The organism is Phenylobacterium sp., assembly GCF_035309685.1.
Lineage (GTDB): Bacteria > Pseudomonadota > Alphaproteobacteria > Caulobacterales > Caulobacteraceae > Phenylobacterium.
The window spans coordinates 24,281-50,795 of sequence record NZ_DATGEX010000001.1 but is presented as its reverse complement, the minus strand read 5'-3'; the positions used below and the strand labels follow the sequence as shown (position 1 = coordinate 50,795).

The following is a 26,515-nucleotide window of genomic DNA, read 5'->3' as shown; positions in this document are numbered from 1 at the left end:
CATGACGGACTCACTGACCCGCCGCGCGCTGTCGCAACTGGCCGCCGCCTTCGCGCTTTCCGCCGGCGCGGCCCGATCCGCCGAGGGCCCCTACGAGGTCGTGCTCGAGAGCAACGTCCGCGTTTCCATGCGCGACGGCGTGAAGCTCGCGACCGACGTCTACCGCCCGGCGCGCGGCGGCAAGGCGGTCCCTGGACGCTTCCCGGCGATCATGGAGCGCACGCCCTATGGGCGGAACGTCACCAGCTTCCGCGACATCACCCAGGCCAATCCGAAGACGCCCAAGACCCGCGCCGAGGTCGCCGCGACCTATGTGCGAGCGGGCTATGTGGTGGTCTTCCAGGACTGCCGCGGGCGCTACGATTCCGAAGGCCAGTTCGTCAAATATCTGAGCGAGGGCGCCGATGGCTTCGACACCTGCCGCTGGCTGGTCGCGCAGCCCTGGAGCGACGGGCGGATCGGGACCATGGGCCTCAGCTACGCCGCCCACACGCAGGGGGCGCTGGCCTGCCTCAACCCGCCGGGGCTGAAGGCGATGGTGCTGGACTGCGGCGGCTTTTCCAACGCCTACCAGGACGGCATCCGCCAGGGCGGCGCCTTCGAGCTGAAGCAGGTAACCTGGGCCTACAACCTGGGCCTGGAGAGTCCCGAGGCGCAGAAGGATCCGCGGCTGATGGCGGCGCTGAAGGGCGTCGACCTGAAGGCCTGGTTCGCCTCCATGCCGTGGAAGCCCGGGCACACGCCGCTGTCGCTGATCCCCGACTACGAGGCCTATGTGCTGGACCAGTGGCGGCACGGGAATTTCGACGCCTATTGGAAGCAGGTCGGCATCTACGCCGAGGGCTCCTATGGCCAATACGCCGATGCGGCGATGATCCACATGAGCGGCTGGTACGACGCCTATTCGCGCTCCACGACCGACAACTACGTGGCGCTGTCGAAGCTGAAGAAGGGGCCTGTGCGGCTGATCATGGGGCCGTGGACCCATGGCGCGCGCTCGACCACCTATTCCGGCGACATCGAGTTCGGGCCGGGCGCGACCCTGGATGCGCTCGGCCACGGCGACTACGACGCCCAGCGGCTGGCCTGGTTCGACCGTCACCTGAAGGGCTCCAGCCTCGCCGATCCCGACCCGCCGGTCAGGATCTTCGTGATGGGCGGCGGGTCTGGGCGCAAGACGCCGGAGGGCCGGCTGATGCACGGCGGCGCCTGGCGCACGGAGGCCGCCTGGCCGATCGCCGACGCCAGGCTCACCGCCTTCCACCTGCACGGCGACGGCGCGCTTTCAACGGCCCAACCGGTCGAGAGGGCCGAGCCGATCGCCTACGATTTCGACCCGAACCATCCGGTCCCGAGCATCGGCGGGACGATCACGTCGGGTGAGCCGCTGATGCGCGGCGGCGGCTATGACCAGCGCGAGGGGCCGAGCGTCTACGGCTCGCGCCAACCCTATCTGCCGCTGGAGGCGCGGCCCGATGTGCTGGTGTTCCAGACCGAGCCGCTGAAGGCCGACGTCGAGGTCACCGGCGCCGTCGAGGCCGAGCTGTGGATCGCATCCGACGGGCCGGACACCGACTTCACCATCAAGCTGATCGACGTCTATCCCCCGAGCGCCGACTACCCCGACGGCTATGCGCTCAACCTCACAGACGGCATCCTGCGCTGCCGCTACCGCGACAGCTGGGAGCATCCGGCGATGATGACGCCGGGCCAGGCCTACAGGATCAAGGTCGCGGCGTTTCCGACGTCGAACCTGTTCAAGGCCGGCCACCGCATCCGGCTCGATGTCTCGTCCAGCAACTTTCCGCACTTCGACGTCAACCCGAACACCGGCGCGCCGGAAGGGACGGGCCTGACCCGGCGGGTGGCCAGGAACACGGTGTTCGTGGATGCGAGCCGGCCCAGCCGGGTGCTGCTGCCGGTGATCCCGCCTCGACCATCGAGAAGGCGTGCTTGACGCTTCTGGATAAACAAGTCTACATCATAAACCTTGTGAGAGCCCGTCCGCCAAGGAGACCCAGATGCGAAACCTGCTGATTGTCGCCGCGGCCGCCGCCGCGCTCGCCACCCCGGCCTTCGCCGACACCCTGACCGAGGTCACGTCCCACGGCATCGTCCTGATGCTGGGCGATATGAACATCGAGGTCAGCTACACGCCGGACGGCAAGTTCACCGCCGCCGACGGCCAGGTCACCGGCACGTGGAAGATCGACGGCGACAAGCTGTGCACCAGCTCCAACTTCGATCCCAACGTCACCTGCATCGCCTATCCCAAGGACAAGAAGTCCGGCGACACCTTCACGCTCGATAGCCCGCAGGGGTCGGTGCAGATCAAGATCCGCTAGGCCTGGGGTCTGCTCAGCCCCGCCGGGCGCGGGCGTCCGCCTGCAGGCGGTCGATCTGGCCGCGGATGTGGGCGGCCTCGGCGGCGGTGTTGGCGAGCGAGATGGCGCGGTCGAAGGCCTGGCGCGCCTCGTCGTCGCGGCCGAGCTGCAGGAGGAAGGCGCCGCGCGCGCCGAAGAAATAGAAATAGCCGCCAAGCTGGGCCTCCAGGGGCTCGATCAGCGCCAGCGCCTCGGCGGGCCCGCGCGCCTTGCTGGCGGCGACGGCGCGGTTGAGCGTGATCACCGGCGAGGGCGTCAGCTGCTCCAGCCCGATGTAGAGCGCCTCGATCTGCGCCCAGTCGGTGTCGGCGGGCGTCGCGGCGCGGGCGTGCAGGGCGGCGATCGCCGCCTGGATCTGATAGGGCCCGGGCCGCCGGTGGCGCATGGCCTTGTCGATCAGCGCCAGGCCCTCGCCGATCATGTCTCGGTTCCACAGGGTCCGGTCCTGGTCCTCTAAGAGGATGATCGCGCCGTCGGCGTCGAAGCGGGCGGCGGCGCGGGCGTGCTGCAGCAGGAACAGCGCCGTCAGCCCCATGATCTCCGGCTCGGCCTGGAAGAGCCGCAGCAGCAGGCGGGCGAGCCGGATCGCCTCTTCCGAGAGGCGCGCGCGGGCCTCGGCGGCGTCGGAGCCGGCCGAATAGCCCTCGTTGAACACCAGGTAGACCATGGCCGCCACCGCCGCGATCCGCTGCGACCGCTCGACCGCGCCCGGCGCCTCGAAGGGGACTTCGGCCCTGGCGATGCGCGCCTTGGCGCGGGTGATCCGCTGCTCCATGGCCGCCTCGCCGACCAGGAAGGCCTTGGCGATCTGCTTCACCGTGAGGCCCGAGACGATGCGGAGCGCCAGCGCGATCTGCTGGGTCGCCGGCAGGTCCGGGTGGCAGCAGATGAACATCAGCCGCAGGATGTCGTCGCGGTAGTGCGCCCCGTCCAGCCGCTCGGCCATGGGCGTCTCGACGTCGTCCACGTCGGAGATCTGGTCCTCGTCCGGCAGTTCGGTCAGCCGGCTCTTTCGGCGCACGCCGTCGAGGGCGGCGTTGCGCCCGACCATGATCAGCCAGGAGGCCGCGTCGCGCGGCGGGCCCTTGTCGGGCCAGGTCTTGAGCGCCCGCAGACAGGCCTCCTGAAAGGCCTCCTCGGCGGTGTCCAGGTCGCGGAAATAGCGCAGCAGGGCGCCGATCGCCTGGGGCCGCGCCGAGGTCAGCGCCGCGTCTATCCAGGCGAGGTCGCTCACCCCGCCGCCGCCAGCAGCTCATCGGGCGACAGCACGCCCGGCATATAGAGCATCAGCGGGCGGACCTCATAGGCGCCGCCGGGATTGGCGCGGCCGAGCTCGCGGGCGACGTCCAGCGCCTCGTCGAGGCTCGCCAGGTCCAGGATATAGAGGCCCAGCAGCTGTTCCTTGGTCTCGGCGTAGGGGCCGTCGATGACCATCGGCGGATCGGTCTTGCGCAGCGTGGTGGCCGCCGTCGTCGGCATCAGCCGCAGCGAGGGGCCGAGCTTGCGCTGGGCGGACAGTTTGTCCTGCACGGCGAGGAGGCGGGTCATCACCGCGTCGTCCTCGGCCTTGCTCCAGGCGAAGACGGCCTCTTCGGAATTGTAGCAGAGCAGGGCGTAGAGCATGGCGCGGGGCTTTCCTGGTCGGGCCTAGGACGCCCCAGCCTAGCCGCCTCCGACAGCGCTCCGCAAAATATCCGGTGCTACAGCCCGGCGGGCGGCTCGTGGCGCACCGTGCTGACCGGGGTCAGCACCAGGCGGTCGATGATCTCGGCCATGGTCTCGGCGCTGACGGTGTCGAGATTGCGCAGCCACCAGGCGAGCAGGTTCAGGATGCCGGAGACCATCTGGAACAGGACCAGGTCGTCGCGGACCCCTTGCGGCCGGCGCTCGCGGGTCTGGGCCATGGTGGCCATGGTCTGGCGCAGCATCTCGCCGCGGACCGTCTCGCCCGAGCCGCCAGCGATCAGCGCCTTGTAGATCGGCAGGCGGGCGAGGACGAAATCGCACATGAACTTGGCCGACCCGAGCCGGTCGCGCTGCTGCAGCCACGGCGCGGCCTGCGCCAGGAACTCCCGCACCAGCGCGTCGATCACGTCGGCCAGCAGGGCGTCCTTATCGGCGTAGTGGCGGAAGAAGGTGGCGTAGCCGACGCCGGCCCGCGACGCGATGGCGCGCACGGTGATGGAATCCAGCGGGCTCTCCTCGGCGAGCTCGGTCATCGCCCGGCGCAGCGCATCGCGGGTGCGCACCACGCGCGCGTCGGAAACCATTGACATTTGGGCGTCAGAATCCACTATGATCCACTGTGTATCGTAACTTCGGCCGGAGGGCTGTTGTGAACCGCGCGAAAGCCTTCCGCAAGGTGAGGCTGCCGCGGTGAGGCCAGACCAGACACGCTCCGGCAATATTGTCGGACTATTGACCGAACGCTGATTCCGCAGACGACGCGACGATCGGCACGCAAGGGACGCCGGAAACCGGCGGTAGGGAGAGGCGAATGAGCATTTCACGCAAGACCGCGATCGGCCTGGGCGCCCTGGCGACCGCCGCCAGCGCGCTCGCCCTGATGGCCTCGCCGCACGGCGTGACCGCCGCCAGGGCCGAGGCGACCAAGGTCGCCGGCCCGGCCCGCGTCGACGACTTCCTGCTGGCCGACCAGGACCTCCTGGGCCGCGAACTCTATCGGATGAGCGACGACAAGGCCGTAGTGCTCGTCACCTACGCCAGCGCCGACAAGCAAGTGCATGCCGACGCCCACGCCCTGATGGCGCTGAAAGCCGCCTACGCCGGCAAGAAGTTCGACATGATGGCCGTCGACAGCCGCATCGGCGACAAGCGCGATCCGGTGATCGCCGACGCCAAGGCGGCCGGCCTCGATATGCCGATCCTGTTCGACTACGAGCAACTGGTCGGCGAGGAGCTGGGCGTGACCCGCGCCGCCGAGGTCATCGTCATCGACCCGAAGACCTGGACCATCGCCTACCGCGGGCCGGTGGACGGCGCCAAGGCGGCGGTCGACGCCCTGATGGCCGGCGAGAAGGTGGCGCTGACCACCCGTGAGGCCAAGGGCCAGATGATCGCCTTCCCGGACCGGGCCAAGGCCAACACCTACGCCCAGATCTCCTATTCCCACACGGTCGCCCCGATCATCCAGGCCAAGTGCGCCACCTGCCACCAGCCGGGCGGGATCGGCCCGATGCCGCTCACCAACTACGAGCAGATCAAGGGCTTCTCGCCGATGATCCGCGAGGTGATCCGCACGCACCGGATGCCGCCCTACCTGGCTGACGAGACCGTCGGCGCCTTCCAGGACGACGACCGCCTGACGCCCGACCAGATGAAGACCCTGGTCCACTGGATCGACGCCGGCGCGCCGCGCGGCGCGGGCGAGGACCCGCTGCAGAAGATCAAGTTCCAGGCCCCCGAATGGCCGCTCGGCAAGCCCGACGTGACGCTGAACATCCCCGCGGTGAAGGTTCCGGCCTCCGGCGTGCTCGATTACACCCACCCGGTGGTGCCGATGACGCTACCGGAGGGACGCTGGCTGAAGGCCACGACCTTCCGCGTCACCGACCGCCAGGTGGTGCACCACATTCTTTCCGGCACGGTCGCCACCGATCACAAGGGCGACACCTTCTCCGAATCCCAGTGGGGCGCCTCGCTGGGCGGCTACGGTCCCGGCCGCGGCTCCAACATCCAGCCGATCGACACCGGCGTCTGGGTGCCGGCCGCCGGCGGCGTGGGCTTCCAGAACCACTACACGCCCTACGGCAAGGAGACGGAAGAGAAGACCCAGATGGGCCTCTACTTCTATCCGAAAGGCGAGGAGCCGAAGTACGTCCTGCGCACCTTCCTGATCTTCGATTTCTCGATCGAGATCCCGCCGGGCGAGGAGTGGCACAAGGAAACCAGCTACATCGAGTTCCCGAAGGACGCGATCCTCTACGGCATCACGCCGCACGCCCACGTGCGCGGCGGCTCGACCCAGGTCTCGATCATCTATCCCAACGGCAAGCAGGAGATGCTGCTCGCCCTGCCGCGCTACAACTTCAACTGGCAGTACGAGTACTTCCTCAAGACGCCGCTGAAGGTGCCGGCGGGCTCGAAGATCCTCGCCAAGTGGACCTACGACAACTCGGCGCGTAACCCCGGCAACCCGGACCCGACCAAGACCGTCTATGAAGGCGAGCAAACCTCGTCGGAAATGATGGCCACCTACCTGCACTACCGCTGGGTGGACGAGACGGTCGCGCACCAGACGCCGGAATACGAGAAGCTGCTCCAGGCCAACCTGATGATGGGCATCCTCGACGACAACATGGACGGCAAGATCGAGAAGGCTGAGCTGAAGGGCGGCCCGCAGGGCCCGGCCACCATGCTGCTGAAGTACTTCGACATGATCGACACCAACCATGACGGCGCCCTCGACGCGCAGGAGCTGGCGGCGGCCACGAAGCTGCTGCAGCGCAGCCGCGGCCCAGCGCCGAAGACCGCTGAGGCGAAGCCGACGCCGGTGGCGTCGGTCGGGGCGGCCTCGCCGGCCTCGCGCTAGGCTGACGATCGAACACCTCCAAAGGGCCGGTGGCGACGCCGCCGGCCCAGCGGAGGACAGGTGACCCGCGCCGCGTCAACAGGCATGATGCGGCGCGTTCGATTCAAAAGACCAAGATAGTCCGTAAGAGACCAAGATAAGTTCGGGGGGATTTCCAAGGTGTCCATTCGTTCCTGGCTGTTCGGCGCCGCGCTGGCCGCCGCCTCCACCGTTGCTGTCGCCGCGCACGCCCAGGGCGCGCCGGATGGCGCGGCGATCTACGACACCCGCTGCAAGGCCTGCCATGACGGCGGCAACCCGCGCGCGCCCAGCCGCGCCGACCTGGCGCAACGGGCGCCCGCCGACATCGTCACCGCGCTCACCAGCGGCCTGATGCAGCCGATGGCCCAGGGCCTCAGCGACGCCGACAAGCAGGCTGTGGCCAAGTTCCTCACCGCCGCGCCGGCCGAAGCCGCCGCCGCTCCCGCGCGCGCCGCGCGGCCCACCGGCGCGGAGATGCCGCAGGTCGAGATCAAGAACGGCGTGGTCGGCATCGACCCGATGTGCGCGGTCAACGCCCCGATCAAGGCCGGTCCCACCGACTGGTCCAACATGGGGGTCAATCCGAACAACGACCGCTTCCAGCGCCATCCGGGCCTGACCGCGGCCGACGTGCCGAAGCTGAAGGTGAAGTGGGCCTTCTCGATGACCGGCGGCGGCCAGCCGGCGGTGGTCGGCGACTGGCTGTGGGTGACCAACCGGTCCGGCAAGCTCTATGCGCTCGACACCAGGACCGGCTGCGTCCACTGGGCGCTGGGCGACGTCGTTTCGCGCACCACCCCGATGATCGTCAAGTCGCCGCTCGCGCCGTCAGGCTGGGCGACCTTCATCGCCCAGAACGACCGCAAGGTCCGCGCCTTCGACGCCCAGACGGGCAAGGAAATCTGGCGGTCGCCGCAGCTCGACGAGCACCCCTATTCGACGCTCACCGGCACGCCGATGGTCGCCGGTGACCGGCTGATCGTGCCGATCTCCTCGATCGAGGAGGCCGCGGCCATGGGCAAGGCCTACAGCTGCTGCACCTTCCGGGGCTCGCTGGCGGCGCTGGACCTGAAGACCGGCAAGCTTCTGTGGAAGACGTCGATGATCGACGGGCCGATGAAGACGATCCGCGACAAGGACGCCGGCGGCAAGGTCCAGGGTCCGGCGGGCGCCGCGGTCTGGGCCGCGCCCACGGTCGATATGAAGCGCGGCCTCGTCTACGCGGTGACCGGCGACAGCTACACCGACGTCGACACCAACGGCGACGACGCCATCGTCGCCCTGGACCTCAAGACCGGCGCGATGAAGTGGCGCCGCCAGGTGACCGAGCACGACAACTTCGTCATGGGCTGCGGCCCGACGGGGCCTTCGGGCAACTGCCCGACGCCGCTCGGCCCCGACTACGACTTTGGCGCGGCCCCTGTGCTGTTCACGCTCAAGGGCGGCAAGCAGGTGCTGCTGGCCGGCCAGAAGTCGGGGATCATGTACGGCGTGAACCCGGACAACGGCGAACTGATCTGGAAGACCATCGTCGGCGCGGGCTCGGCGCTGGGCGGCATCGAGTGGGGCATCGGCGCCGACGACTCATACGTCTACGTGCCGATCTCCGACCTCGTCTACCTGTTCAACCCGGCGACGGCGTCGAAGGGCAAGGCGGGCATCTACGCCCTGAACCCGGCGGACGGAAAGTTCGTCTGGTCGGCGCCGGCGCCCGACGCGCCCTGCGTCTACGCCAGCGACAAGGGCCGGCCCAGCCGCTGCGCCAAGGCCCAGCCGGCGGCGCCCGCGGTGATCCCCGGGCTGGTGTTCCAAGGCGGTGAGGACGGCTGGTTCCGGGCCTACGATTCCAAGACCGGCAAGATCGTCTGGGCCGACTCCACGACCGCGCGGACCTACGACACGGTCAACGGCATCAAGGGCCAGCCCGGCGGCGGCATCGACGGCATGGGTCCGACCATCGCCGGCGGCATGGTGTTCATCACCAGCGGCAACAACGGCGCAGCCCGGGTAGGCTCCAACGGGGTCAACGTGCTGTTGGCCTATTCGGTCGACGGCAAGTAGGGGGCTCGGCGGACATGCGGCTCACAGGGGTTCTCGCAGCGGCGGCGGGGCTCCTGCTCGCCGCGTCCACGGTTCTGGCGCAACCTCCAGCCGGCGGTGCGCCTGCCCAAGGACAGGCAAGACCGACACCCAAGCCCGGCTACGTGGTGCCGCCGGAGAACTCCGCGGGCCTCTATCCGGTGGCCGGCGAGCCGATCTTCAAGGCCAGATGCGCCCAGTGCCACGAGCCGGCGGTGGGCCGCGCGCCGCCTAAGGAACTGCTCGCCGCGCGCGCGCCGGAAGAGGTCTATGACGCGCTCACCATCGGCGCGATGAAGCCCATGGCGGCGGGCCTCAGCGAGGCCGAGCTCTATGGCGTGACGCGCTTCATCACCGGCAAGTCGCCGGTGCCCAACGCGCCGCCGGTCGCCGATGCGAACCTCTGCAAGGCGAACGGCCCGCTGCAGCCGAACGGGCCGCAGTGGAACGGCTGGGGCCGCGACGTCGCCAACAGCCGCTATCAGCCGAAGCCCGGCTTCGCCGCGGCCGATATCCCGAAGCTAAAGGTGAAGTGGGCCTTCGCCTATCCCGGCACCAAGAACACCGAGCCCCTGGTGTTCGGCGACCGGGTGTTCGTGGCCTCGATGAGCGGCAAGCTCTATTCGCTCGACGCCAAGACCGGCTGCGTCCACTGGCGCTACGACTGGCGCGGCAGCGCGCGCGCCTCCATGAGCATCGGCCCCTTGAAGGCCGCGCCCAGCGGCTGGGCGCTCTACCTCGGCGACGACCGCATGTTCGTCCACGCCTTCGACGCCGCCTCCGGCAAGGAGCTCTGGAAGGTCGTGGTCGGCGACCACAAGGTGGGCCGGATCACCGGCTCTCCGGCGCTTTATCAGGGCGTGCTCTATGTGCCGCTCTCGGCCTCGGAGGAGAGCCAGGGCAATGTGGCGGCCTACAGCTGCTGCACCTTCATCGGCACGGTGGTGGCGGTGAGCGCCACGGACGGCAAGATCCTCTGGACCCGGCCGATCCTCGACGAGAAGCCGCACGCGACGCGCAAGAACCCGGCCGGGACCCAGATGTACGGGCCGGCGGGCGGCGCCATCTGGTCGGCGCCGACCATCGACGCCAAGGCCGGCCAGCTCTATGTGGCCACCGGCGACAGCTACACCGAGGTCGAGCACCCGACGTCGGACGCCGTGCTCGCCATGGACCTGAAGACCGGCAAGATCCGCTGGGCGAACCAGGTGCTGGCCGAAGACAACTTCATGTCCGGCACGGTCAACGGCCCGCTGGGGACGCGCGGGCCGGACTTCGACTTCGGCTCCTCGCCCAACCTGGTGACCCTGCCGGACGGCAAGTCCCTGGTGATCACCGGCAACAAGTCCTCGATCGTCTACGCAATGGATCCGGCCACCGGGAAGACGGTGTGGCAGACGCCGAAGCTCGGCCAGGGCAGCGCGCTGGGCGGGGTCGAATGGGGTCCGGCCAACGACGGCAAGACCTTCTACGCCGCGCTCGCCGACCCGCCCGGCCGCGGCCGGCCCGGCCTGGTGGCGCTCAACATCGCCGACGGCAAGGAGCTCTGGCGCGCAGACGCGCCCAAGGGCCTGCCCTGCAACGTGCCCTCCGGCCGCTGCTCCCCCAGCTTCTCGCAGGCGGTGACGGCGGTGCCGGGCGCGGTGTTCGCGGGCGCCCAGGACGGGCGGCTGCGCGCCTATTCCGCCGCCGACGGCAAGGTCCTGTGGGAATGGGACACCACCACGCCGCAGGACACGGTGAACGGGATCAAGGCGGCGCCCGGCGGGTCGCTGGACATGGGCGGGCCGACCGTGGCCGGCGGCATGATGTTCGTGCACTCCGGCTACAACGGCAGCGCCGGGGCGTCGAACCTGCTGCTGGCCTTCTCGGTGGACGGGAAATAGCTGAGCTTGAGCGGTTGACCGGCCGTCACTCTCCCCGATAGGCCGGGGCGTGATCGCGCCCACCCACGCCGCCCACCACCGCAACGGACTCGGCATCGCTTATCGGATGGCGGCGATGGTCTGCGTCGCCCTGTTGTCGGCGGCGGTGAAGTGGTCGGGCCACCGGGGCGTGCCGGTGTTCGAGATGGTGTTCTTCCGGAACGCCTTCGCCTTCGTCCCGATCCTCGCCTACATCGCCCGCACCACCGGCTTCTCGGTGCTGAAGACCAAGCTTCCGCTCGGCCACCTGCACCGCTCGGTGGTCGGGCTGATCGGCATGACCTGCTCGTTCTCGGCCCTGCAGCATCTGGCCTTGACCGAGGCCACCGCCTTCACCTTCTGCGCCCCGCTGTTCATGACCGCGCTCTCGGCGCTGATGCTGCGCGAGCCGGTGGGCTGGCACCGCTGGGGCGCGGTGGTGGTCGGCTTCGTCGGCGTCCTGATCATGGTGCGGCCGGAACCCGGCCACATGAACGTCGCCGGCGTCGGCTTCGGCCTGACGGCGGCGCTTGGGTCCGCCTTGGCCATGGTGCAGATCCGCCAGATCGCGGTCACCGAGAAGGGGCCGACCATCGTCTTCTACTTCACCCTGGCCGGCACGGTGCTGGGCGGGGCGGTTTCCCTGTTCAACTGGGTGACGCCGGACCCGATGACGCTCGTGGTGCTGATCGCCGGCGGCCTGGTCGGCGGGGTCGGGCAGCTCTTCCTGACCGAGGCGATCCGGGTGGCGCCGGTGGGTGTCGTCGCGCCCTTCGACTATTCCCAGCTGATCTGGGCGACGGGGCTGGGCTATCTGGTTTGGGGGGAACTGCCGCACGCCGCGACGCTGGCCGGCGCCCTGGTCGTCGCCGCCAGCGGCATCTACATCCTGCACCGCGAGCTCGTGCGCTTCCGGCGCGCCACGGTGGCCGCCTGATCTCCCGGCCTGTGTGGGCTGACGCGGCGTCAGCTTCGCGTTGACAGGCTGCGGTTGCAGGAGGAGTCTTGCACCCAGAACGCCGGTACGCGGGCCTCGCCCGCGGCAGAGAGCTTAGGGAGCGATCCAGATGAAGCGGCTGACGGTGGGTGCGGCGGGTGTGGCGGCGATCGCGGTCGCCCTGCTGGCGGGCGGTCTGCTGACGAGCGGGGCGGCGCGCGCCTCGGTGACGGTGATCGGCGGCGGGCTGGCGGAGGACTGCTCCAAGGGCGCGCTCTCCGGCAAGGTCGACGCGCGCCTGGAGGAGACCTGCACCAAGGCGCTGGAGATGGAAGTGCTGACCAGCCGCGACCGCGCCGGCACGCTGGTGAACCGCGGCGTCCTGAAGATGCGCCGCCTGAACTGGGCGGGCGCCACCAAGGACTTCGACGAAGCCGTGCGGGTGCGGCCGGACATGGGCGAGGCCTATGTCAACCGCGGCGCCGTGCTGATCGGCCAGCACCACTACGCCGAGAGCCTGACCGACCTGAACAAGGGCCTGCAGCTGGGCGTCGAGGAGCCGGCCAAGGTCTATTTCAACCGGGCGCTGGCCTATGAGGGCATGGACGACGAGAAGTCGGCCTATTTCGACTACCAGAAGGCCGTCGAGCTCAGCCCGGACTGGGCCGCGCCGAAGACCGAACTGGCCCGCTTCCATGTGGAGCGGAAAGAGTAGGTGGAGCGCAAAGCGTAAGCCGGGCGTTCTGTCGGGATGCGCAGCCTCCTCATCCTGCTGGCGTTCAGCGCCGCCGCTCCGGCCGCGGCGCAGCCCTTCCGCGACCTGACCTATGCCCAGGACGCGGGGCGCGCCGCCGAGGCCCGCGCCGCCCGCGACCGCGACATTGCGCTGACCAATCAGCTGGCGGTGATGCAGGCGGCCCAGCGCACCCAGCAGGCGCTTGGCGATATCGCCGCGGCCCGCATCGCGCCGCCGGCTCCCCGCGATCCCGACGCGCCGCCGCCCAAGCTCGACCCCAGCCAGCTGGCCGAGATTCCGGACGCGGTGCTGGCGGCGTCCAACGCCCGGGCGCGCGCCGCCGCCGACAACCGCCGCTGACCGGGCCTAGGCGCGCCCGCCAGGCCGCGGGCTCGCGCCGTCGCGCAGCCGCCAGTCGCGGCGGTCGGCCTGGGCGAAGGTCTGGACCAGCTGGGCGGCGAACGCCCTGGGCCGCAGCAGCCAACCGGTGTGCCCGCCCGGGAATTCCACCAACGGCCGCTCCAGGATCTCGGCGAGCGCCTCGGCGGACTTGTGCAGCAGGGTGCGGCGCGTCGAGGTTCCGGCCGCCGGCGTGATCTTGTGCGCCTGGACATCGAGGTGCGGGACGTCCAGCCGGTAGGCGATCGCCTGCGGCACGTCGGACTCCAGCAGGACGGTCATGTTCCGCTCGGGCTCGGGGGTCTTCGGCGGCGGGGGGAGATCGGGCTCGCGGTCCTCCGGGTCGATGCCGGCGAGTTCGGCGCTCTTCTTCGCCGCGGCCGCGAGCCCCTCGTTGTGGAACGCGTCCAGCATGGCCTGCTGCGCGTCGCTGAGGGCGTCACGCTCGGCCTCGGGCAGCAGTTCGCCGGTGGGCGCCTCGTGGACCACCAGCATCTTCACCTGCTCCGGGTGGCGGGTGATCAGCTCCAGGCCGATCAGGCCGCCGATGCTGGTTCCGAACACATAGGCGGGCTCGTCGGTAAGCGCGGCCAGCAGCACATGGGCGTCTTCGGCGTGGGTGGCGATGGTCGGCGGCGCCGCGCCCGGGTCCGGCCGGCTGCGCGACAGGCCGCGGCGATCCAGGGTGATCACCCGGTGGTGCTCGGCGAGCGCGTCGCGCAGCGGGTCGGCGCCGTCGGCGTCCTTGTCGCCGCCCGCCAGGATCAGCACCGGACTGCCGCGCCCGCAGCTGCGGTAGAAGATCGACGCGCCCTCGGCGCGCAGGGTGCCTTGCTGAACGGAGGCCATGGCGAACTCCCAGAGAAACCGGCGAGAACCCGACTCAACCGCCAGATGTTCCGCCGGGTAACCCTAGGTGGCAAGTGGGGCGGGCATTTGGCCAATGGCCAAGGCGGGCGGCGGCGACCGGCCCTGATCGCCAGGGCCTTCGCGATCCGCTAACAGGGTGGCGAGTTCCGCGGTCGGGGGTTTGGCGTGGACGCGTTTTCCTACCTCTCGGTTCTGCTCTCGATCATCCTGGGGCTGGCGATCACCCAGGTGCTGATGGGCTATCGCGGCCTGCTGCTGGCGCGCGGCCGGGTGCGGTTCTACGCGCCGGCGATCACCTGGTCGGCGCTCCTGTTGGTGATCGCCGCCCAGAACTGGTGGTCGAGCTTCGGCCTGGCGCGCCACCGCGACTGGACCTTCCTGCAGTTCAGCGTGGTGCTGCTGCAGATGGCGCTGCTCTACATGATGGCCGGCCTGGTGCTGCCGGATATCCCGGCCGACGCGCCGGTGGACCTCAAGGCGCACTACTACCGCGAGCGCCGGCCCTTCTACCTGGCCTTCCTGCTGCTGCTGGCGGTCAGCGTCAGCAAGGACTTCGTGCTCGATGGCCACCTGCCCGCGCCGGAGAACCTGGCCTTCCACGGCGTCTTCGCCACCTTCTCGCTGTTGGCGGCGCTGATCCGCAAGCCGCGCTTCCACGAGATCGTCACGCCGATCGGCGCCCTGGTCATGGCCGCCTACATCGCCCTGCTGTTCTTCCGCCTGGCCTAGGCGTTCGGGAACGGCCTGCTGACGAAGCGCGAGCCCTTTTCCCCGAACCGCCAGGGCGCCTCGACCGCCTTGGTGATGCCGATGCGCGGCCCGACCGCCACCTGCGCCGGGGGCCCGGGGACGAGGTCGAAGGGCGGCCGGTCGATGCGCGCGCCGTTCTGGGCATGGGTCACGCCCATCGCCTGACAGAGCTTGCCCGGGCCCGAGCACAGGAGCCGCGGATCCTCCAGGCCGCGCCGCGCGATCATCGCGTCGAGGCCCTCGGTGGGCTCGATCGCGCGGATCAGCACCGCGCTGGCCGGCCCCGCGCAGACCAGGTTCATGCACCAGTGGATGCCGTAGGAGCGGTAGACGTAGATCGCGCCCGCCGGGCCGAACATCACCGCGTTGCGCGCCGTGGGGCCGGAGAAGCTGTGCGAGGCCGGGTCCTCGTGGTCATAGGCCTCGGTCTCGACGATGCGGCCGCCGACGCCGTCGAAGGTGAGCGTCCAGCCGATCAGGGCCGGCGCCGCCCGCGACGAATGCATGGCGAACAGCTCGGCTTGACGCCGCAGGGTCTCGGGGCGCGAAATGGCGTCATTCATTCGGGAGGATTTCGCATGCCATACGTCGAGGGCCAAACCATCCACGACGCCGACAGCCACATCATGGAGCTGCCGGGCACGCTCAACCCCTACGTCGCCCCGAAATTCCGCGACCGGTTCATCGAGCTGGCCGGCCCCAAGGCGCTGCTGCCGGAATGGTCGGCGAAGTTCGAGGCCAAGCAGGACGATCCCGAGTTCCGCGCCGGCGACGAGGCGAACCTGCTGCTGCGCAAGAATTACGAGGCCCTGGGCGCCTTCCGCTCGGCCGACCGACCCAAGGCGCTCGACCACTTCGGCTTCGCGAGCCAGCTGGTGTTCACCACCGCCTGCCTCTCCAACTTCGGCCTGGAGCAGATGGGCGAGGTCGAACTGGCGCTGGAGACCGCCCGCGCCCACAACCGGATGATGACCGAGTTCTGCTCGGTCGACCGCCGCCTGCTGGCGACCGGCTACGTGCCGCTCGTCGACCGGCAGAAGGCGCCGCAGATCGCCCGCGAGGCGATCGAGATGGGCGCCAAGGCGCTGGTGATCGCGTCCCGCCATCCGCCGGGCTTCTCGCCCAGCCACGTCGAGCTCGACCCGCTGTGGGCGCTGGCGCAGGAGGCCGGCCTGCCGATCCTGTTCCACGTGGGCGGCGAGGAGAAGATGGCCAAGGCCTATCTGGAGAACGGCCTGCCCTACGTGAAGGATTTCCACGGCGGCGACGAGAACTTCACCTCGCTGACCTTCATGACCATTCCGCTGTCGATCTGGCAGACGCTGTCGGCCCTGGTCATCGACGGGGTCTTCGACCGCTTCCCGCGGCTGAAGTGGGGCGCGATCGAGCTGGGCGCCTCATGGCTGCCGAGCCTGATGCAGTTCCTGGATTCCGGGACCGCGGCCTTCGGCAAGGAGGAGCGGCTGCAGAAGCTCTCAGGCAGGCCCAGCGAGATCCTGCGCCGCCAGTTCCGCGCCACGCCCTATCCGCACGAGAACGCCCGCTGGATCATCGAGAATTCGGGCGAGGAGATGTGCCTGTTCTCCTCGGACTTCCCGCACGTGGAAGGCGGGCGCAATCCGTTGAAGCGGTTCAACGACAGCCTGCAGGGGGTCTCCGATCAGGCCCGCCGCGCGTTCTTCCGCGACAACTTCATCGACCTGATGGGCAAGGGCCTCGACCTGGCCCTGCACGATATTCCGTCGCTGCAGGCGGCCTAGGCTCAAATGTTCCTCCGCCCACAAGGGGAGGAGGATCGTGAATTCAAGCTGCTGCGACCGCCTTGCGGGCCTCGGGGGAGGCGGCCATGGCGCGGGTGATCGATTCCATCAGCGCCTCGATCTGGATCGGCTTGGGGCTGTGCTCGGTGAAGCCGAGGTCGAGGTAGCGCTGGCGGCCGCCTGAGGTCACGTCGGCGGTGAGCGCCACCACGGGCGCGGTCCGGTTGGGGCCGTCGGCGCCGCGCAGCTGCTGCAGCACCTCGACGCCGGTCATGCCGGGCATCTGGATGTCCAGCAGCACCAGGTCGAAGGGGCGCTCGCCCATCAGCTCCAGCGCCTCGGCGCCGCTCGCCGCCTTGGCGACCTCGTGGCCGAAGCTGGAGAGCAACTGGTCGAGGACCAGCAGGTTCACGGCGTTGTCGTCCACCGCCAGGATCTGCAGGGCGGTGGCGGCCGGGACGGGCTCATCGCCGCGGCTGACGGCCTTGGGCCGGGCCGGGCCGGCGGCCAGCGCCAGCGGCAGTTTGATGTGGAAGGCCGAGCCTTGGCCCACCTCGCTCTCCGCCCAGATCCGCCCGCCCATCAGCTCGACGAGCTGCTTGGCGATGGAAAGCCCAAGACCCGTGCCGCCGAACCGGCGCACCTCGGTCTCGTCGCCCTGGGTGAAGCGCGTGAAGAGCTGCGGCAGCAGGTCCGGCGCGATCCCCATGCCGGTGTCGGCGACCGCGATGTGCAGCAGAGTCGCGCCCTCGCCGTTGGGGGTCGCCTGCGCGGTCACCGTGACCGAGCCCTGATCGGTGAACTTCAGGGCGTTGCCGACCAGGTTGAACAGCACCTGGCGCAGGCGCAGCGCATCCACCAGGGCGAAGGCCGGGGCGCTGGGCTTGATGTCGAGGATCAGCGCCACGCCCTTCTCGTCGGCGCGCGGGCCCCAGAAGCTCACCAGCCGTTCCAGGAGCAGGCTCATGTCCTCGGCGGCGGGCACGATGTCGAGCCGCCCGGCGTCGATCTTGGAGACGTCGAGGATGTCGTTGAGGATGCCCAGCAGATATTCGCCGCTGTCTATCAGCACTTCCAGCCGCGCCTTCTGGCCGGCGTCGGTCTCGTCGCGCTGCAGCAGTTGCGCCATGCCCAGCACGCCGTTCATCGGGGTGCGGATCTCGTGGCTCATGGTCGCCAGGAAGTTGGCCTTGGCGCGGCTCGCCTGGCGGGCCTCCTCGCGCGCGTCGTTGGCCGCGGCGCGTTCGGCCAGCGCCTGGTCGCGGGCCTTTTCCAGCTCCGGGATCAGGGCGACGTTGTCGTTGAAGGCGTCGTGCAGCACGCGGATCGTGCGGAAGGTGCTCTCGGCCATCAGCGCGACGAGGACGACGAGGATTGTCAGGTTCAGCAGCACGGCGGCGGCGTGGATCGGGCTGAGCGAGCTGACCGCCAGCACGGCGATGGCCACGAAAACCGGGATCGCGAACCCCCAGAACACCCGGCGCGACAGGGTGCCGGTGGAGATCGCCACCGCCAGCAGGGTGCAGGCCTGCAGGCTGAAGAACAGGACGTCGCCCAGATGGCCGCTCATGGCGATGAGGGTGGTCGGGACCAGATAGCCTGAAATGCGCAGCGCGCTCAGCACCGCCAGTTTGCGGAACCCGCGGACCTCGTCGGCCCCAGCCGCGACCGCCAGCCAGCGGCGGATGAAGTGCTGGTTGACCGCGTCGATGGCGCAATAGCCGACAAAGGCGGCCAGGCCGGTCAGGGGATGGCCCAGCAGCGCCAGCCCGACCCCCGCGACCGCGTTGAACGTCGCGAAGAAGCTGAGCGGATGGGACATCCCGTGCAGGGTCAGGTGATAGAGGCTGACCCCTTCGTCGGCCGCCTCACCGGCGGCGCGCGCCCGCGCGAATTCCCAGACCGGCTTCTTCATCTGCCCCTCACCCGCCGGCGAGGATGGCCGTCAAATGTGAATCTTCGGAGAATCCACTACGTGAATCTACGTGGGTCTAGGTGGGCGCCAGCGCCGCCGCGGTCGTGGCCTCCAGGTCGTCCCCCCCGTCCATCAGGCCGTCGGCGATTCCCGGCGCCTGGGTCAGCACCTGGCCGGCGAAGACCCGCGCGAGGGCGGCCTTGCCCTTCAGCCAGGGGTCATCCGAGCCGGCGGCGGCGAGCGCCTGGCGGCCCAGCATGGCCCCGCCGATCACGTCGCCGGCCAGCTTCAGGTACGGCGTGGCGGCGGCGAGGCTGGCCGGCCCGCCGTTGGCCAGCACCCAGTCGGTGGCCCGCTCCAGGGCCGCGACGCCGGCGGCCAGGCGGCGGCCCACGACCGCGAGGTCGGGGACTTCCGTGAGGCTTTCGGCGGTCAGCGCCAGCTCGGCGCAGAGGCTCCGCATCACCGCGCCGTCGGCCATACGCACCTTGCGGCCGACCAGGTCGATGGCCTGGATGCCGTTGGTGCCCTCGTAGATCGGGGCGATGCGGGCGTCGCGGTAGTGCTGGGCCGCCCCGGTCTCCTCGATGAAGCCCATGCCGCCGTGCACCTGCACGCCCATCGACGCCACCTCCACGCCGACGTCGGTGGACCAGGCCTTGGCGATGGGGGTCAGCAGCTCCTGGCGCGCCTTGGCCGCGGCGCGCTCCTCCTCGCTGTCGGCGAGCTTGGCGAGGTCGGAGAGCACGCCGGTGGTCAGGCAGATGGCGCGGGCGGCCTCTATCCTGGCCTTCATCAGCATCAGCATCCGGCGCACGTCCGGATGGCCGTAGATCGTCCCGTCCGCCTCCCAGACCGTGCGGCCCTGCTTGCGCTCCTGAGCGAAGGCCAGCGCCTGCTGGAAGGCGCGCTCGGCGATGGCGACGCCCTGGACGCCGACCTGCAGGCGCGCGGCGTTCATCATCACGAACATATGCGGCAGGCCTTGGCCCAACTCGCCGACCAGTTCGGCCTGCGCGTCCTCATAGAGCATGACGCAGGTGGGCGAGCCGTGGATGCCGAGCTTGTGCTCGATGGAGCCGGCCCGGAAGCTGTTGCGGTGGCCGAGACTGCCGTCGTCCCTGACCTCGAACTTGTTGGCCAGGAACAGGCTGATGCCCTTCACCCCGGGCGGCGCGTCGGGGGTGCGGGCGATGATCAGGTGGCAGATGTTCTCGGCCGCGTCGTGGTCGCCCCAGGTGATGAAGATCTTCTGGCCGGACAGGAGCCAGCCGCCCTTGCCGTCCGGCCGGGCGATCGAGGTCAGGGCGGCGAGATCGGAGCCGGCCTGCGGCTCGGTCAGGCACATGGCGCCGGTCCATTCGCCGCTGACCAGCTTCGGCAGCACGAGGCGCTTCTGGCGTTCGGTCCCGTGCAGGTCCAGCGCCTCGATCGCGCCCTGGGTCAGCATGGGGCAGAGGCCAAACGCCATGTTGGCGGCGTGGACCATCTCGAAGACGGCCAGTTCCATGGCCTTGGAGAGGCCCTGGCCGCCGTGCTCGGGATCGGCGGAAAGCGAGTTCCAGCCGCCCTCGACGAACTGAGCGTAGGCGTCGGCGAAGCCCGGAGCGGCGGTGACTGTTCCGTTCTCGTAGCGCGCGCCCTCGGTGTCCCCCTTGCGGTTGAGCGGGGCCAGGACGTCGGCGGTGAAGGCGCCCGCGGCCTCCAGCACGGCGGCCACCGTCTCCGCGTCGAGATCAGGATAGGCGCGGGCGATCAGGGCGTCATGGCCGACGGCCGAAAGCGCGAAGGCGAGGTCCCGGACGGGCGCGCGGAAGGTCATGGACGGCTCTCCGATCAGATCGACGCGTCTCTTAGGCCGAAGCGCCCCAGATGTCGCGGGCGTAGCGGACGAAGTTGCCGCCGAGGATCTTCTCGATGCGCGCCGGCTTGTGGCCGCGCTGGCCAAGCAGCCGGGCCAGCTTGCGGAACTGGTCGGGGCCCCGCAGGTCGTCGACGAACGGGTGGGTGTCGGCCCGCTCGCCGGGCGCCGAGATGCCGGCCTTGACCCGGTCCTCATGCTCCTTGGTCAGCGCCGCCTTGTAGGCCTCCAGGTCGTCGATCTGGGTCGTGCCGCCGTCGGTGCCGATGCCGACATGGTCCTCGCCGCAGACCTTCAGCGCATGCTCGATATGTGCCACCACGTCGGCGGCGCTGGCGTGGCCCGACAGGTTCAGGAACGGCATGAAATAGATGCCGACGAAGCCGCCCTTGTCGGCCACCAGCCGCAGCTCCTCGTCGGTCTTGTTGCGCGGCAGGTCGGTCAGCGCGCGGCAGCCGGTGTGGTTGATCGAGATCGGCTGTTTCGAGGTCCGCGCCGCGTCCAGGCAGATCTGCCGTCCGGAATGGGAAAGGTCGACCATGCAACGGTTGGCGTTGATGCGGTCCACGACCTCGCGGCCGAACGGCGTCAGCCCCAGGTGCTCGTCGGCCATCGACCCGCCGCCGAGCTGGTTTTCGTTGTTGTAGGTCAGCTGGAAGACCCTGACGCCGGCCTTGGCGAACTGGTCCACGCGGTGGGCGTCCTGGCCCACCATGGCGCAGTTCTGGAAGCCCCAGATCAGGCCGATCTTCTTTTCCGCCTTGGCGCGGGCGATGTCGGCGACGGTCAGAATCTTCAGCAGATCCTTCGGATGGGCGGCGATGTCGGCGTCGCCCTGTGCGATGCCTTTCAGGGTCTCCTGGTAGGGATCGCCCGGACCGAAAACGTAGGGGAGCGTGATGTTCACCGCCGTCTGGCCCGAAGCGTGCGCGTCGGCCAGCATGCGCGGCGTCACCCCCTTGGCGTCCGGATGGTTGGGGTCGTTCAGGCCGCCCAGCGCATTGATCACCGTCCATCCGGCGATGGGGTCGGCGGACGCGGCGAGGGCGGGGCTCGCGAGGGCGGCGGCGCCCAGGGCGAGCGCGGTGCGGCGGGAGAGCGTCATTCGTCGTCCTCGATATCGCCCTTGGCGAGCGGCTTGAAGGCGCTGCGGGGATAGGCCCGGCCGCGCTTGATGGTGAGCTCCAGGCTCTTCAGGTTCTCGATGTCGGCCGTCGGATCGCGGGTCAGCACGATCAGGTTCGCCAGCTTGCCGGGCGCGACCGTCCCCATGTCGGCGGCCTGGCCGGCGGCGCGGGCGCCGACCTCGGTGGCGGAATGCAGGATCTCGCCGGGCGACATGCCGAGCCTGGCCAGCGCCGCGAACTCATGGCTGACGGTCGGCCACGGATCGTCCCAGGGCGCCTGCCAGTCGGTGCCGGTGGTGATCGGCGCCCCCGCGCGCCAGGCCTGGCGGGTCAGCGCCGCGGCCATGGCGCCGCTGCAGAGCGCGGGTTTCAGCTTCGGATTGGCGGCGCGCTGGCGATCCTGCTCGGCATAGATGCTGACCGTGGCGTCGAGGATCGTGCCCTGCGCCTTCATCGTTTCGTAGAGCCGGCCGATCGTCGGGTTGTCGGCGGCCAGGAACGGCGTGGGGTCCATCGGCGTGCGAGCTTGGTAGGTCGCCGGCGTGCCGGCCACCGCATGGCCCAGGCCGCAGGCGTGGGAGACCACGTCGACCCTGGCGGCCAGGACCTCGGCCGCCGTGGCCGGATAGACGGTGGTGTGAGCCCAGACCAGCATCCCCTGGCGGTGCGCCTCGGCGGCGATCTTCTTCACCAGATCGCCCGGCAGGTTGGCGTAGATCTTGATGGCGGTCGCCGAGGTGCCCTTGGCCAGGGTGACGGCGTTGCGGATGTCGGTCTTGGCGTCGATCGACTGCATCCAGGGCGCCTTGCCGGGCTCGACCCCGAAGTTGGCGGCATGGGTGCGCGGGTCGACGAAGAAGCTCGGGCCGGCCATCAGGGCGGCGTAGTAGATGTCCGGCGCCGGGACCTCGCCGGCGCGGCTCTCGCGGGCCAGTTCGCCCACCGAGCGCAGGTCGTCGGCCATGTCGCGGATGGCGGTGACCCCGCCATAGAGGTCGCGGCGCATGTTGGCCTCGGCGGCGTGGCGGTTGGGCGGCGTCGCCAGGTGCTCGTGGGAATCGATCAGGCCGGGCGCGAGGTATTTGCCCGTGAGGTCGACGACCGTGGCGCCGGGCGGCGCGGCAAGCCCAGCGTCCGGCGCCACCGCCTTGATCCGCTCGCCCTCGACCAGAACGGACATGTCCGCCCGCGCCGGCCCGCCGGTTCCGTCGATCAGGGTCGCGTGGCGATAGAGCGTCGGCGGCGCCGGCGCATCGGCGGCGCGGACCGCGCCCGCCGCCAGCAATGAGGCCCCCGCAATCGCCGCGACGCTCAAGCCGATCCGGATCAAATCACCCTCCCGCTGACGCCGTAAGCGATAGGTCGCAGGCGGCGGCCCGGCAAGCGTCAGGGCCCATCAGCCCCCATACGCCGTAAATCGGCCCGGCCACTCTTTCGGCTAGGTTCCGCGCCCACCATCTTGCCCCGGCAAAGTGGAGCTTCGCCAATGATCCGTACCGCTGTCCTCGCCCTGACCGCGACGCTTGCCTGGGGCGGGGCGGCGCTGGCCAATCCCTCGACCACCGATCCGGCCAAGGTTCCGGCGGGCGCCTATGTCCTCGACAAGCGCCACGCGAGCCTGACGGTGAAGATCGTCCACATGGGCTTCTCGCACTACACCCTGCGGCTCGACGGACTGGACGGGTCCTTCACCTACGACCCGGCCAACTGGCAGCAGACCAAGCTCACGTTCACAGTGGATCCGAAGTCGGTCGACACCAACGATCCGGCCTTCAACAAGCAGATCGCGGGCTATCTCGACGCCGACAAGTTCCCGGCCATCACCTTCGTCTCCACCGCGCTCGCCGGCGGGGAAGACGGCAAGGGAACCGTCACCGGGGATCTGAGCTTGCACGGGGTCACCAAGCCGGTGACGCTGGACGTCACCTTCGACGGCGCGGGCCACGGGATCACGCCCCTGGGCACGCGGCTCGGATTTTCCGGCTCGGCCAGGATTAAGAGGTCCGATTTCGGAGTCAGTAGCGTGATCCTCAATCAGTTCACCAGCGACGACGTCGAGGTGATCTTCGAGGTCGAGTTCGAGAAGAAATAGACTGCAGCCAGGAAGGCCCCGCATGACCTCCGTCCGTTTCGCGCCTGTTGGCCGCAACCGCTACGCCACCGGCGCGATCCTGCTCCACTGGATCATCGCGCTGGCCATCGTGACCCAGGTGAGCCTCGCCTGGCGGTTCGGCGACGACCATAGCCCGACCGCGTTCGCTCTGACGCAGCTGCACAAGTCGATCGGGATCACGGTCCTGCTGCTCAGCCTGATCCGGCTGGGCTGGCGGCTGATCAATCCGCCGCCGCCGGAGCCGGCCGGCCTGGCGGCCTGGGAGAAGGTCGCCTCGCAGGTCGTCCACTGGGCCTTCTACGCGATCATGATCGGCATGCCTCTGACCGGCTGGCTGATGGTCTCGGCCAGCAAGACCCAGATCCCGACCCTGCTCTACGGCGTGATCCCCTGGCCGAACATCCCCGGCATCGGTGGGCTGGCCGCGCCGGCCAAGCACATGTGGGACACCATCGGCCACACAGGCCACAGCGCCTTGGCGTTCGGATTCTACGGGCTCTTCGTCCTGCACGTGGGCGGGGCGCTGAAGCATCAGTTCTTCGACCGCAGCGTTCCGATCCTGCCGCGCATGGCGCCGGGCGCCGTTCCCGGGCGCTGGTGGGACCCCAGGCTCCTGCTGATCGGACTGGCGGTCCTTGGTGTGTTCGCGTTCGGCCAACTGGTGAACCCGCCGCATCCCGCGAGCGGCCCGCCGCCGGCGGAGGCGGCGCCCGCCCAGGCCTTCCTGCCCGAAACGCCGGCCGCGCCGGCCCCCAGCGCTGCCGCGCCGACAACCGCCGCCGCGCCCGCGCCGGCCGCCACCGGCGCCGTGGCCTGGAAGGTCGCGCCGGGCTCGAGCCTCAACTTCGAGACCAAGTGGAGCGGCGACGCCGTGCAGGGCCGCTTCAACAGCTGGAAGGCCGACATCCTGTTCGGCCCGGACGCGCTCGACAAATCCAAGGTGACGGTCACCATCGACATGACCTCGGCCAAGACCGGCGACGAGCAGCGCGACGCCTCCTTGCCCTCCGGCGACTGGTTCGACGCCGCGACCCATCCCAAGGCCGTCTTCACCGCCACGAAGTTCGAGAAGACGGGTGAGGGCGCCTATGTGGCCCACGGCGCGCTGGAGATGCGCGGCGTCAAGAAGCCCGTCGACCTGCCGTTCAAGCTGAAGATCGTCGGCGACAAGGCGCAGATGAGCGGCGAGACCAGCCTCGACCGCACCCTGTTCGGCGTCGGCCAGGGCGAGTTCACCGCCACCGACCAGGTGCCGGCGAAGGTCGCGATCCGCGTCCAAGTGAATGCTGTAAGCGACAAGCGGTAGGCTTGGCCGATTGACAGGCGGACGGGTCAGCCGGAGCTTGCCGCAAGCTTCGCAACAACCTGGGACGTCCCATGAAAAACCTGTTCCTGGCCGCCTGCGCCGTGGCCGGTCTTGTCACGGTCTCCGCGGCCGCGGCGCCGGCCATTCCCGCCTACGTCACCGCTGCGGTGGCCGACAAGGGCCGCGCCGACGATACCGTCGATGACGCGCGCCGCCACATCGCCGAAGTCGTGGCCTTCTCCGGCGTCAAGCCGGGAGACAAGGTGGTCGACCTGATCCCGGGCTCCGGCTACTTCACCAAGGTGTTCTCGAAGATCGTCGGGCCCAAGGGCCACGTCTTCATGATCTGGCCGAACGAGTACGCCAAGGAGGCCCAGCCCGACCCGGTCAAGAACCAGGGCCTGGCGCGCACCGGCTATCCCAACACCTCGGTGATCCTGCAGCCGGGCGCGGCGTTCAGCACCCCCGAGCCGGTGGACCTGGTGTTCACGGTCCAGAATTATCACGACTATCCGGACAAGTTCATGGGCAAGCTGGACCCGGTGGCCTTCTCGAAACAGGTCTACAACGCCCTCAAACCCGGCGGCGTCTTCTTGGTGGTCGACCACACCGCCGAGGCGGGCTCGGGCCTGCGGGACACCGACACCCTGCACCGGATCGACCCGGCCATCGTCAGGAAGGAGGTCGAGGAAGCCGGCTTCAAGTTCGAGGGCGAGAGCAAGGCGCTGAAGAACCCCGCCGACGACCTGAAGAAGGTGGTGTTCGACAAGGCGATCCGCGGCCACACCGACCAGTTCATCTACAAGTTCCGCAAGCCGAGGTAGGAGGCGTGGCCCCGGCGGTGTAACCAGCCGCCGTGGACAAGACCGCCGACATCGAAGACGCCGCCGCCGCGCTCCGGGCCGGCGGCCTAGTCATCCTGCCCACCGAGACGGTCTATGGCCTGGCGGCGGACGCGGGCGATGCGCGGGCCGTCGCCAAGGTCTACGAGGCCAAGGGCCGGCCGGCCTTCAATCCGCTGATCGCGCATGTGGCCGACGTCGCCGTGGCGCGGCGGATCGCGGTCTTCGACGAGCGCGCCGAGCGGCTGGCGGCGGCGTTCTGGCCCGGGCCGCTGACCCTGGTGCTGCCGATCGGCGATGAGGCGGCGGTGTGCGACCTGGCGCGTGCGGGCTTGGACACGGTGGCGGTCCGCAGCCCTGCCCATCCCATCGCCCAGGCGCTGCTGCAGGCCTTCGGAGGCCCGCTGGTGGCGCCCTCGGCCAACCGCTCCGGCCGGCCCAGCCCCACGACCCTCGCCGACGCGGTGGCGGAGACCGGCGCTTCGGCGGCGGCCGCGCTCGACGGCGGACCCTGCCGGATCGGCCTGGAGTCGACGGTGGTGGCGCTGCTCGACGAACCACGCCTGCTCAGGCCCGGCGCCGTCACCCGCGCGGAGATCGAGGCCCTGATCGGGCCACTCTCCGAAGCCGACGCCGACGCCCGGCGCTCGCCCGGCCGGCTCGCCCGTCACTACGCCCCGAACCTGCCGCTGCGGCTCAATGTCGAAGAACCCCGGGCCGGCGAGGTCTGGCTGGGCTTTGGCCGGGGCGGCGCGGGAAGCCTGAACCTCAGCCCCGATGGCGACCTCGCCGAGGCCGCCGCCAACCTCTTCGCCTATCTCCGCGCCGCCGATCTTGCCGACGGCGCCACCGGTATCGCCGTCGCCCCGATCCCGGACATCGGCCTCGGCGAGGCCATCAACGACCGGCTTAGGCGTGCGGCGGGGTTTGTCGGCTAGGCGCTCGGCGCTACATTGGCC

Annotated in this window: 23 protein-coding genes; 14 read left to right on the top strand and 9 right to left on the bottom strand. The window is 69.8% G+C overall.

The features are described 5' to 3' along the window. Position 1: 1 nt before the first annotated feature. Together VKQ35_RS00255 and VKQ35_RS00250 are read left to right on the top strand one after the other, a co-directional pair. The gene (locus VKQ35_RS00255; protein ID WP_324357858.1) at positions 2 to 1,957 is read left to right on the top strand and encodes a CocE/NonD family hydrolase; all 1,956 of its coding nucleotides are present in this window, start codon (positions 2 to 4) and stop codon (positions 1,955 to 1,957) included. Positions 1,958 to 2,021: 64 nt separating this feature from the next. Continuing rightward, the gene (locus VKQ35_RS00250) at positions 2,022 to 2,345 is read left to right on the top strand and encodes a hypothetical protein (RefSeq protein WP_324357857.1); all 324 of its coding nucleotides are present in this window, start codon (positions 2,022 to 2,024) and stop codon (positions 2,343 to 2,345) included. 13 nt (positions 2,346 to 2,358) lie between these two features. On the opposite strand, the gene VKQ35_RS00245 is transcribed toward VKQ35_RS00250, so the two are convergent. From VKQ35_RS00245 to VKQ35_RS00235, 3 genes are all read right to left on the bottom strand, one after another. Then, on the bottom strand, positions 2,359 to 3,618 hold the full coding sequence (locus VKQ35_RS00245; RefSeq protein ID WP_324357855.1) for an RNA polymerase sigma factor: 1,260 nt from the start codon (positions 3,616 to 3,618) through the stop codon (positions 2,359 to 2,361). Further along, positions 3,615 to 4,007, bottom strand: a complete 393-nt coding sequence (locus tag VKQ35_RS00240) for a YciI family protein (protein ID WP_324357853.1) — start codon at positions 4,005 to 4,007, stop codon at positions 3,615 to 3,617. The genes VKQ35_RS00245 and VKQ35_RS00240 overlap by 4 nt, the downstream gene beginning before the upstream one ends. Before the next feature lie 77 nt (positions 4,008 to 4,084). Then, positions 4,085 to 4,660, bottom strand: a complete 576-nt coding sequence (locus tag VKQ35_RS00235; protein WP_324357851.1) for a TetR/AcrR family transcriptional regulator — start codon at positions 4,658 to 4,660, stop codon at positions 4,085 to 4,087. A 221-nt stretch (positions 4,661 to 4,881) separates the two neighbouring features. Here VKQ35_RS00235 and VKQ35_RS00230 point away from each other — a divergent pair, with 221 nt between their 5' ends. The 6 genes from VKQ35_RS00230 to VKQ35_RS00205 all read left to right on the top strand — a co-directional run bounded on the left by VKQ35_RS00230 (position 4,882) and on the right by VKQ35_RS00205 (position 12,973). Beyond that, the gene (locus tag VKQ35_RS00230; protein ID WP_324357849.1) at positions 4,882 to 6,936 is read left to right on the top strand and encodes a hypothetical protein; all 2,055 of its coding nucleotides are present in this window, start codon (positions 4,882 to 4,884) and stop codon (positions 6,934 to 6,936) included. A 159-nt stretch (positions 6,937 to 7,095) separates the two neighbouring features. Then, the gene (locus tag VKQ35_RS00225) at positions 7,096 to 9,018 is read left to right on the top strand and encodes a PQQ-binding-like beta-propeller repeat protein (RefSeq protein ID WP_324357847.1); all 1,923 of its coding nucleotides are present in this window, start codon (positions 7,096 to 7,098) and stop codon (positions 9,016 to 9,018) included. A 14-nt stretch (positions 9,019 to 9,032) separates the two neighbouring features. Continuing rightward, positions 9,033 to 10,922 carry a PQQ-binding-like beta-propeller repeat protein gene (locus tag VKQ35_RS00220; RefSeq protein WP_324357845.1) on the top strand — a complete coding sequence of 630 codons (1,890 nt, stop codon included), beginning with the start codon at positions 9,033 to 9,035 and terminating at the stop codon, positions 10,920 to 10,922. A 49-nt stretch (positions 10,923 to 10,971) separates the two neighbouring features. After that, a complete protein-coding gene (locus VKQ35_RS00215; protein ID WP_324357843.1) occupies positions 10,972 to 11,877 on the top strand; it encodes a DMT family transporter in 906 nt (301 codons plus the stop codon). A gap of 130 nt (positions 11,878 to 12,007) precedes the next feature. After that, positions 12,008 to 12,592, top strand: coding sequence for a tetratricopeptide repeat protein (locus VKQ35_RS00210; protein ID WP_324357841.1), 585 nt, complete (start codon positions 12,008 to 12,010; stop codon positions 12,590 to 12,592). Between the two features lie 36 nt (positions 12,593 to 12,628). Further along, positions 12,629 to 12,973, top strand: a complete 345-nt coding sequence (locus tag VKQ35_RS00205) for a hypothetical protein (protein ID WP_324357839.1) — start codon at positions 12,629 to 12,631, stop codon at positions 12,971 to 12,973. A 6-nt stretch (positions 12,974 to 12,979) separates the two neighbouring features. Here VKQ35_RS00205 and VKQ35_RS00200 read toward each other — a convergent pair whose 3' ends face one another. Next, entirely contained in the window at positions 12,980 to 13,861 is an 882-nt protein-coding gene (locus VKQ35_RS00200) for an alpha/beta hydrolase (protein WP_324357836.1), read from the bottom strand. Between the two features lie 186 nt (positions 13,862 to 14,047). Between VKQ35_RS00200 and VKQ35_RS00195 the strand changes: the two genes are divergently transcribed. Beyond that, positions 14,048 to 14,611, top strand: a complete 564-nt coding sequence (locus VKQ35_RS00195; protein ID WP_324357834.1) for a hypothetical protein — start codon at positions 14,048 to 14,050, stop codon at positions 14,609 to 14,611. On the opposite strand, the gene VKQ35_RS00190 is transcribed toward VKQ35_RS00195, so the two are convergent. Further along, the gene (locus VKQ35_RS00190; RefSeq protein WP_324357832.1) at positions 14,608 to 15,195 is read right to left on the bottom strand and encodes a DNA-3-methyladenine glycosylase; all 588 of its coding nucleotides are present in this window, start codon (positions 15,193 to 15,195) and stop codon (positions 14,608 to 14,610) included. The two genes, VKQ35_RS00195 and VKQ35_RS00190, sit on opposite strands and share 4 nt — an antisense overlap. A 15-nt stretch (positions 15,196 to 15,210) precedes the next feature. Here VKQ35_RS00190 and VKQ35_RS00185 point away from each other — a divergent pair, with 15 nt between their 5' ends. Continuing rightward, positions 15,211 to 16,392, top strand: coding sequence for an amidohydrolase family protein (locus VKQ35_RS00185; RefSeq protein WP_324357830.1), 1,182 nt, complete (start codon positions 15,211 to 15,213; stop codon positions 16,390 to 16,392). A 43-nt stretch (positions 16,393 to 16,435) separates the two neighbouring features. Here VKQ35_RS00185 and VKQ35_RS00180 read toward each other — a convergent pair whose 3' ends face one another. The 4 genes from VKQ35_RS00180 to VKQ35_RS00165 all read right to left on the bottom strand — a co-directional run bounded on the left by VKQ35_RS00180 (position 16,436) and on the right by VKQ35_RS00165 (position 22,625). Continuing rightward, positions 16,436 to 18,307, bottom strand: a complete 1,872-nt coding sequence (locus tag VKQ35_RS00180; RefSeq protein ID WP_324357828.1) for an ATP-binding protein — start codon at positions 18,305 to 18,307, stop codon at positions 16,436 to 16,438. A 76-nt stretch (positions 18,308 to 18,383) separates the two neighbouring features. Next, entirely contained in the window at positions 18,384 to 20,129 is a 1,746-nt protein-coding gene (locus VKQ35_RS00175; protein WP_324357827.1) for an acyl-CoA dehydrogenase, read from the bottom strand. A gap of 31 nt (positions 20,130 to 20,160) precedes the next feature. Then, entirely contained in the window at positions 20,161 to 21,273 is a 1,113-nt protein-coding gene (locus tag VKQ35_RS00170) for a dipeptidase (protein WP_324357825.1), read from the bottom strand. Beyond that, positions 21,270 to 22,625 carry an amidohydrolase family protein gene (locus tag VKQ35_RS00165; protein ID WP_324357823.1) on the bottom strand — a complete coding sequence of 452 codons (1,356 nt, stop codon included), beginning with the start codon at positions 22,623 to 22,625 and terminating at the stop codon, positions 21,270 to 21,272. Before VKQ35_RS00165 ends, VKQ35_RS00170 begins: the two co-directional genes overlap by 4 nt. Before the next feature lie 156 nt (positions 22,626 to 22,781). Between VKQ35_RS00165 and VKQ35_RS00160 the strand changes: the two genes are divergently transcribed. The 4 genes from VKQ35_RS00160 to VKQ35_RS00145 all read left to right on the top strand — a co-directional run bounded on the left by VKQ35_RS00160 (position 22,782) and on the right by VKQ35_RS00145 (position 26,494). After that, positions 22,782 to 23,387 carry a YceI family protein gene (locus tag VKQ35_RS00160; protein ID WP_324357822.1) on the top strand — a complete coding sequence of 202 codons (606 nt, stop codon included), beginning with the start codon at positions 22,782 to 22,784 and terminating at the stop codon, positions 23,385 to 23,387. Between the two features lie 22 nt (positions 23,388 to 23,409). Beyond that, a complete protein-coding gene (locus VKQ35_RS00155) occupies positions 23,410 to 24,714 on the top strand; it encodes a YceI family protein (RefSeq protein WP_324357821.1) in 1,305 nt (434 codons plus the stop codon). A gap of 71 nt (positions 24,715 to 24,785) precedes the next feature. Further along, complete coding sequence (locus tag VKQ35_RS00150) at positions 24,786 to 25,538, top strand: class I SAM-dependent methyltransferase (RefSeq protein ID WP_324357820.1); 753 nt, start codon at positions 24,786 to 24,788, stop codon at positions 25,536 to 25,538. A gap of 32 nt (positions 25,539 to 25,570) precedes the next feature. Beyond that, positions 25,571 to 26,494, top strand: a complete 924-nt coding sequence (locus VKQ35_RS00145; RefSeq protein ID WP_324357818.1) for an L-threonylcarbamoyladenylate synthase — start codon at positions 25,571 to 25,573, stop codon at positions 26,492 to 26,494. The last annotated feature ends 21 nt before the right edge of the window (positions 26,495 to 26,515 follow it).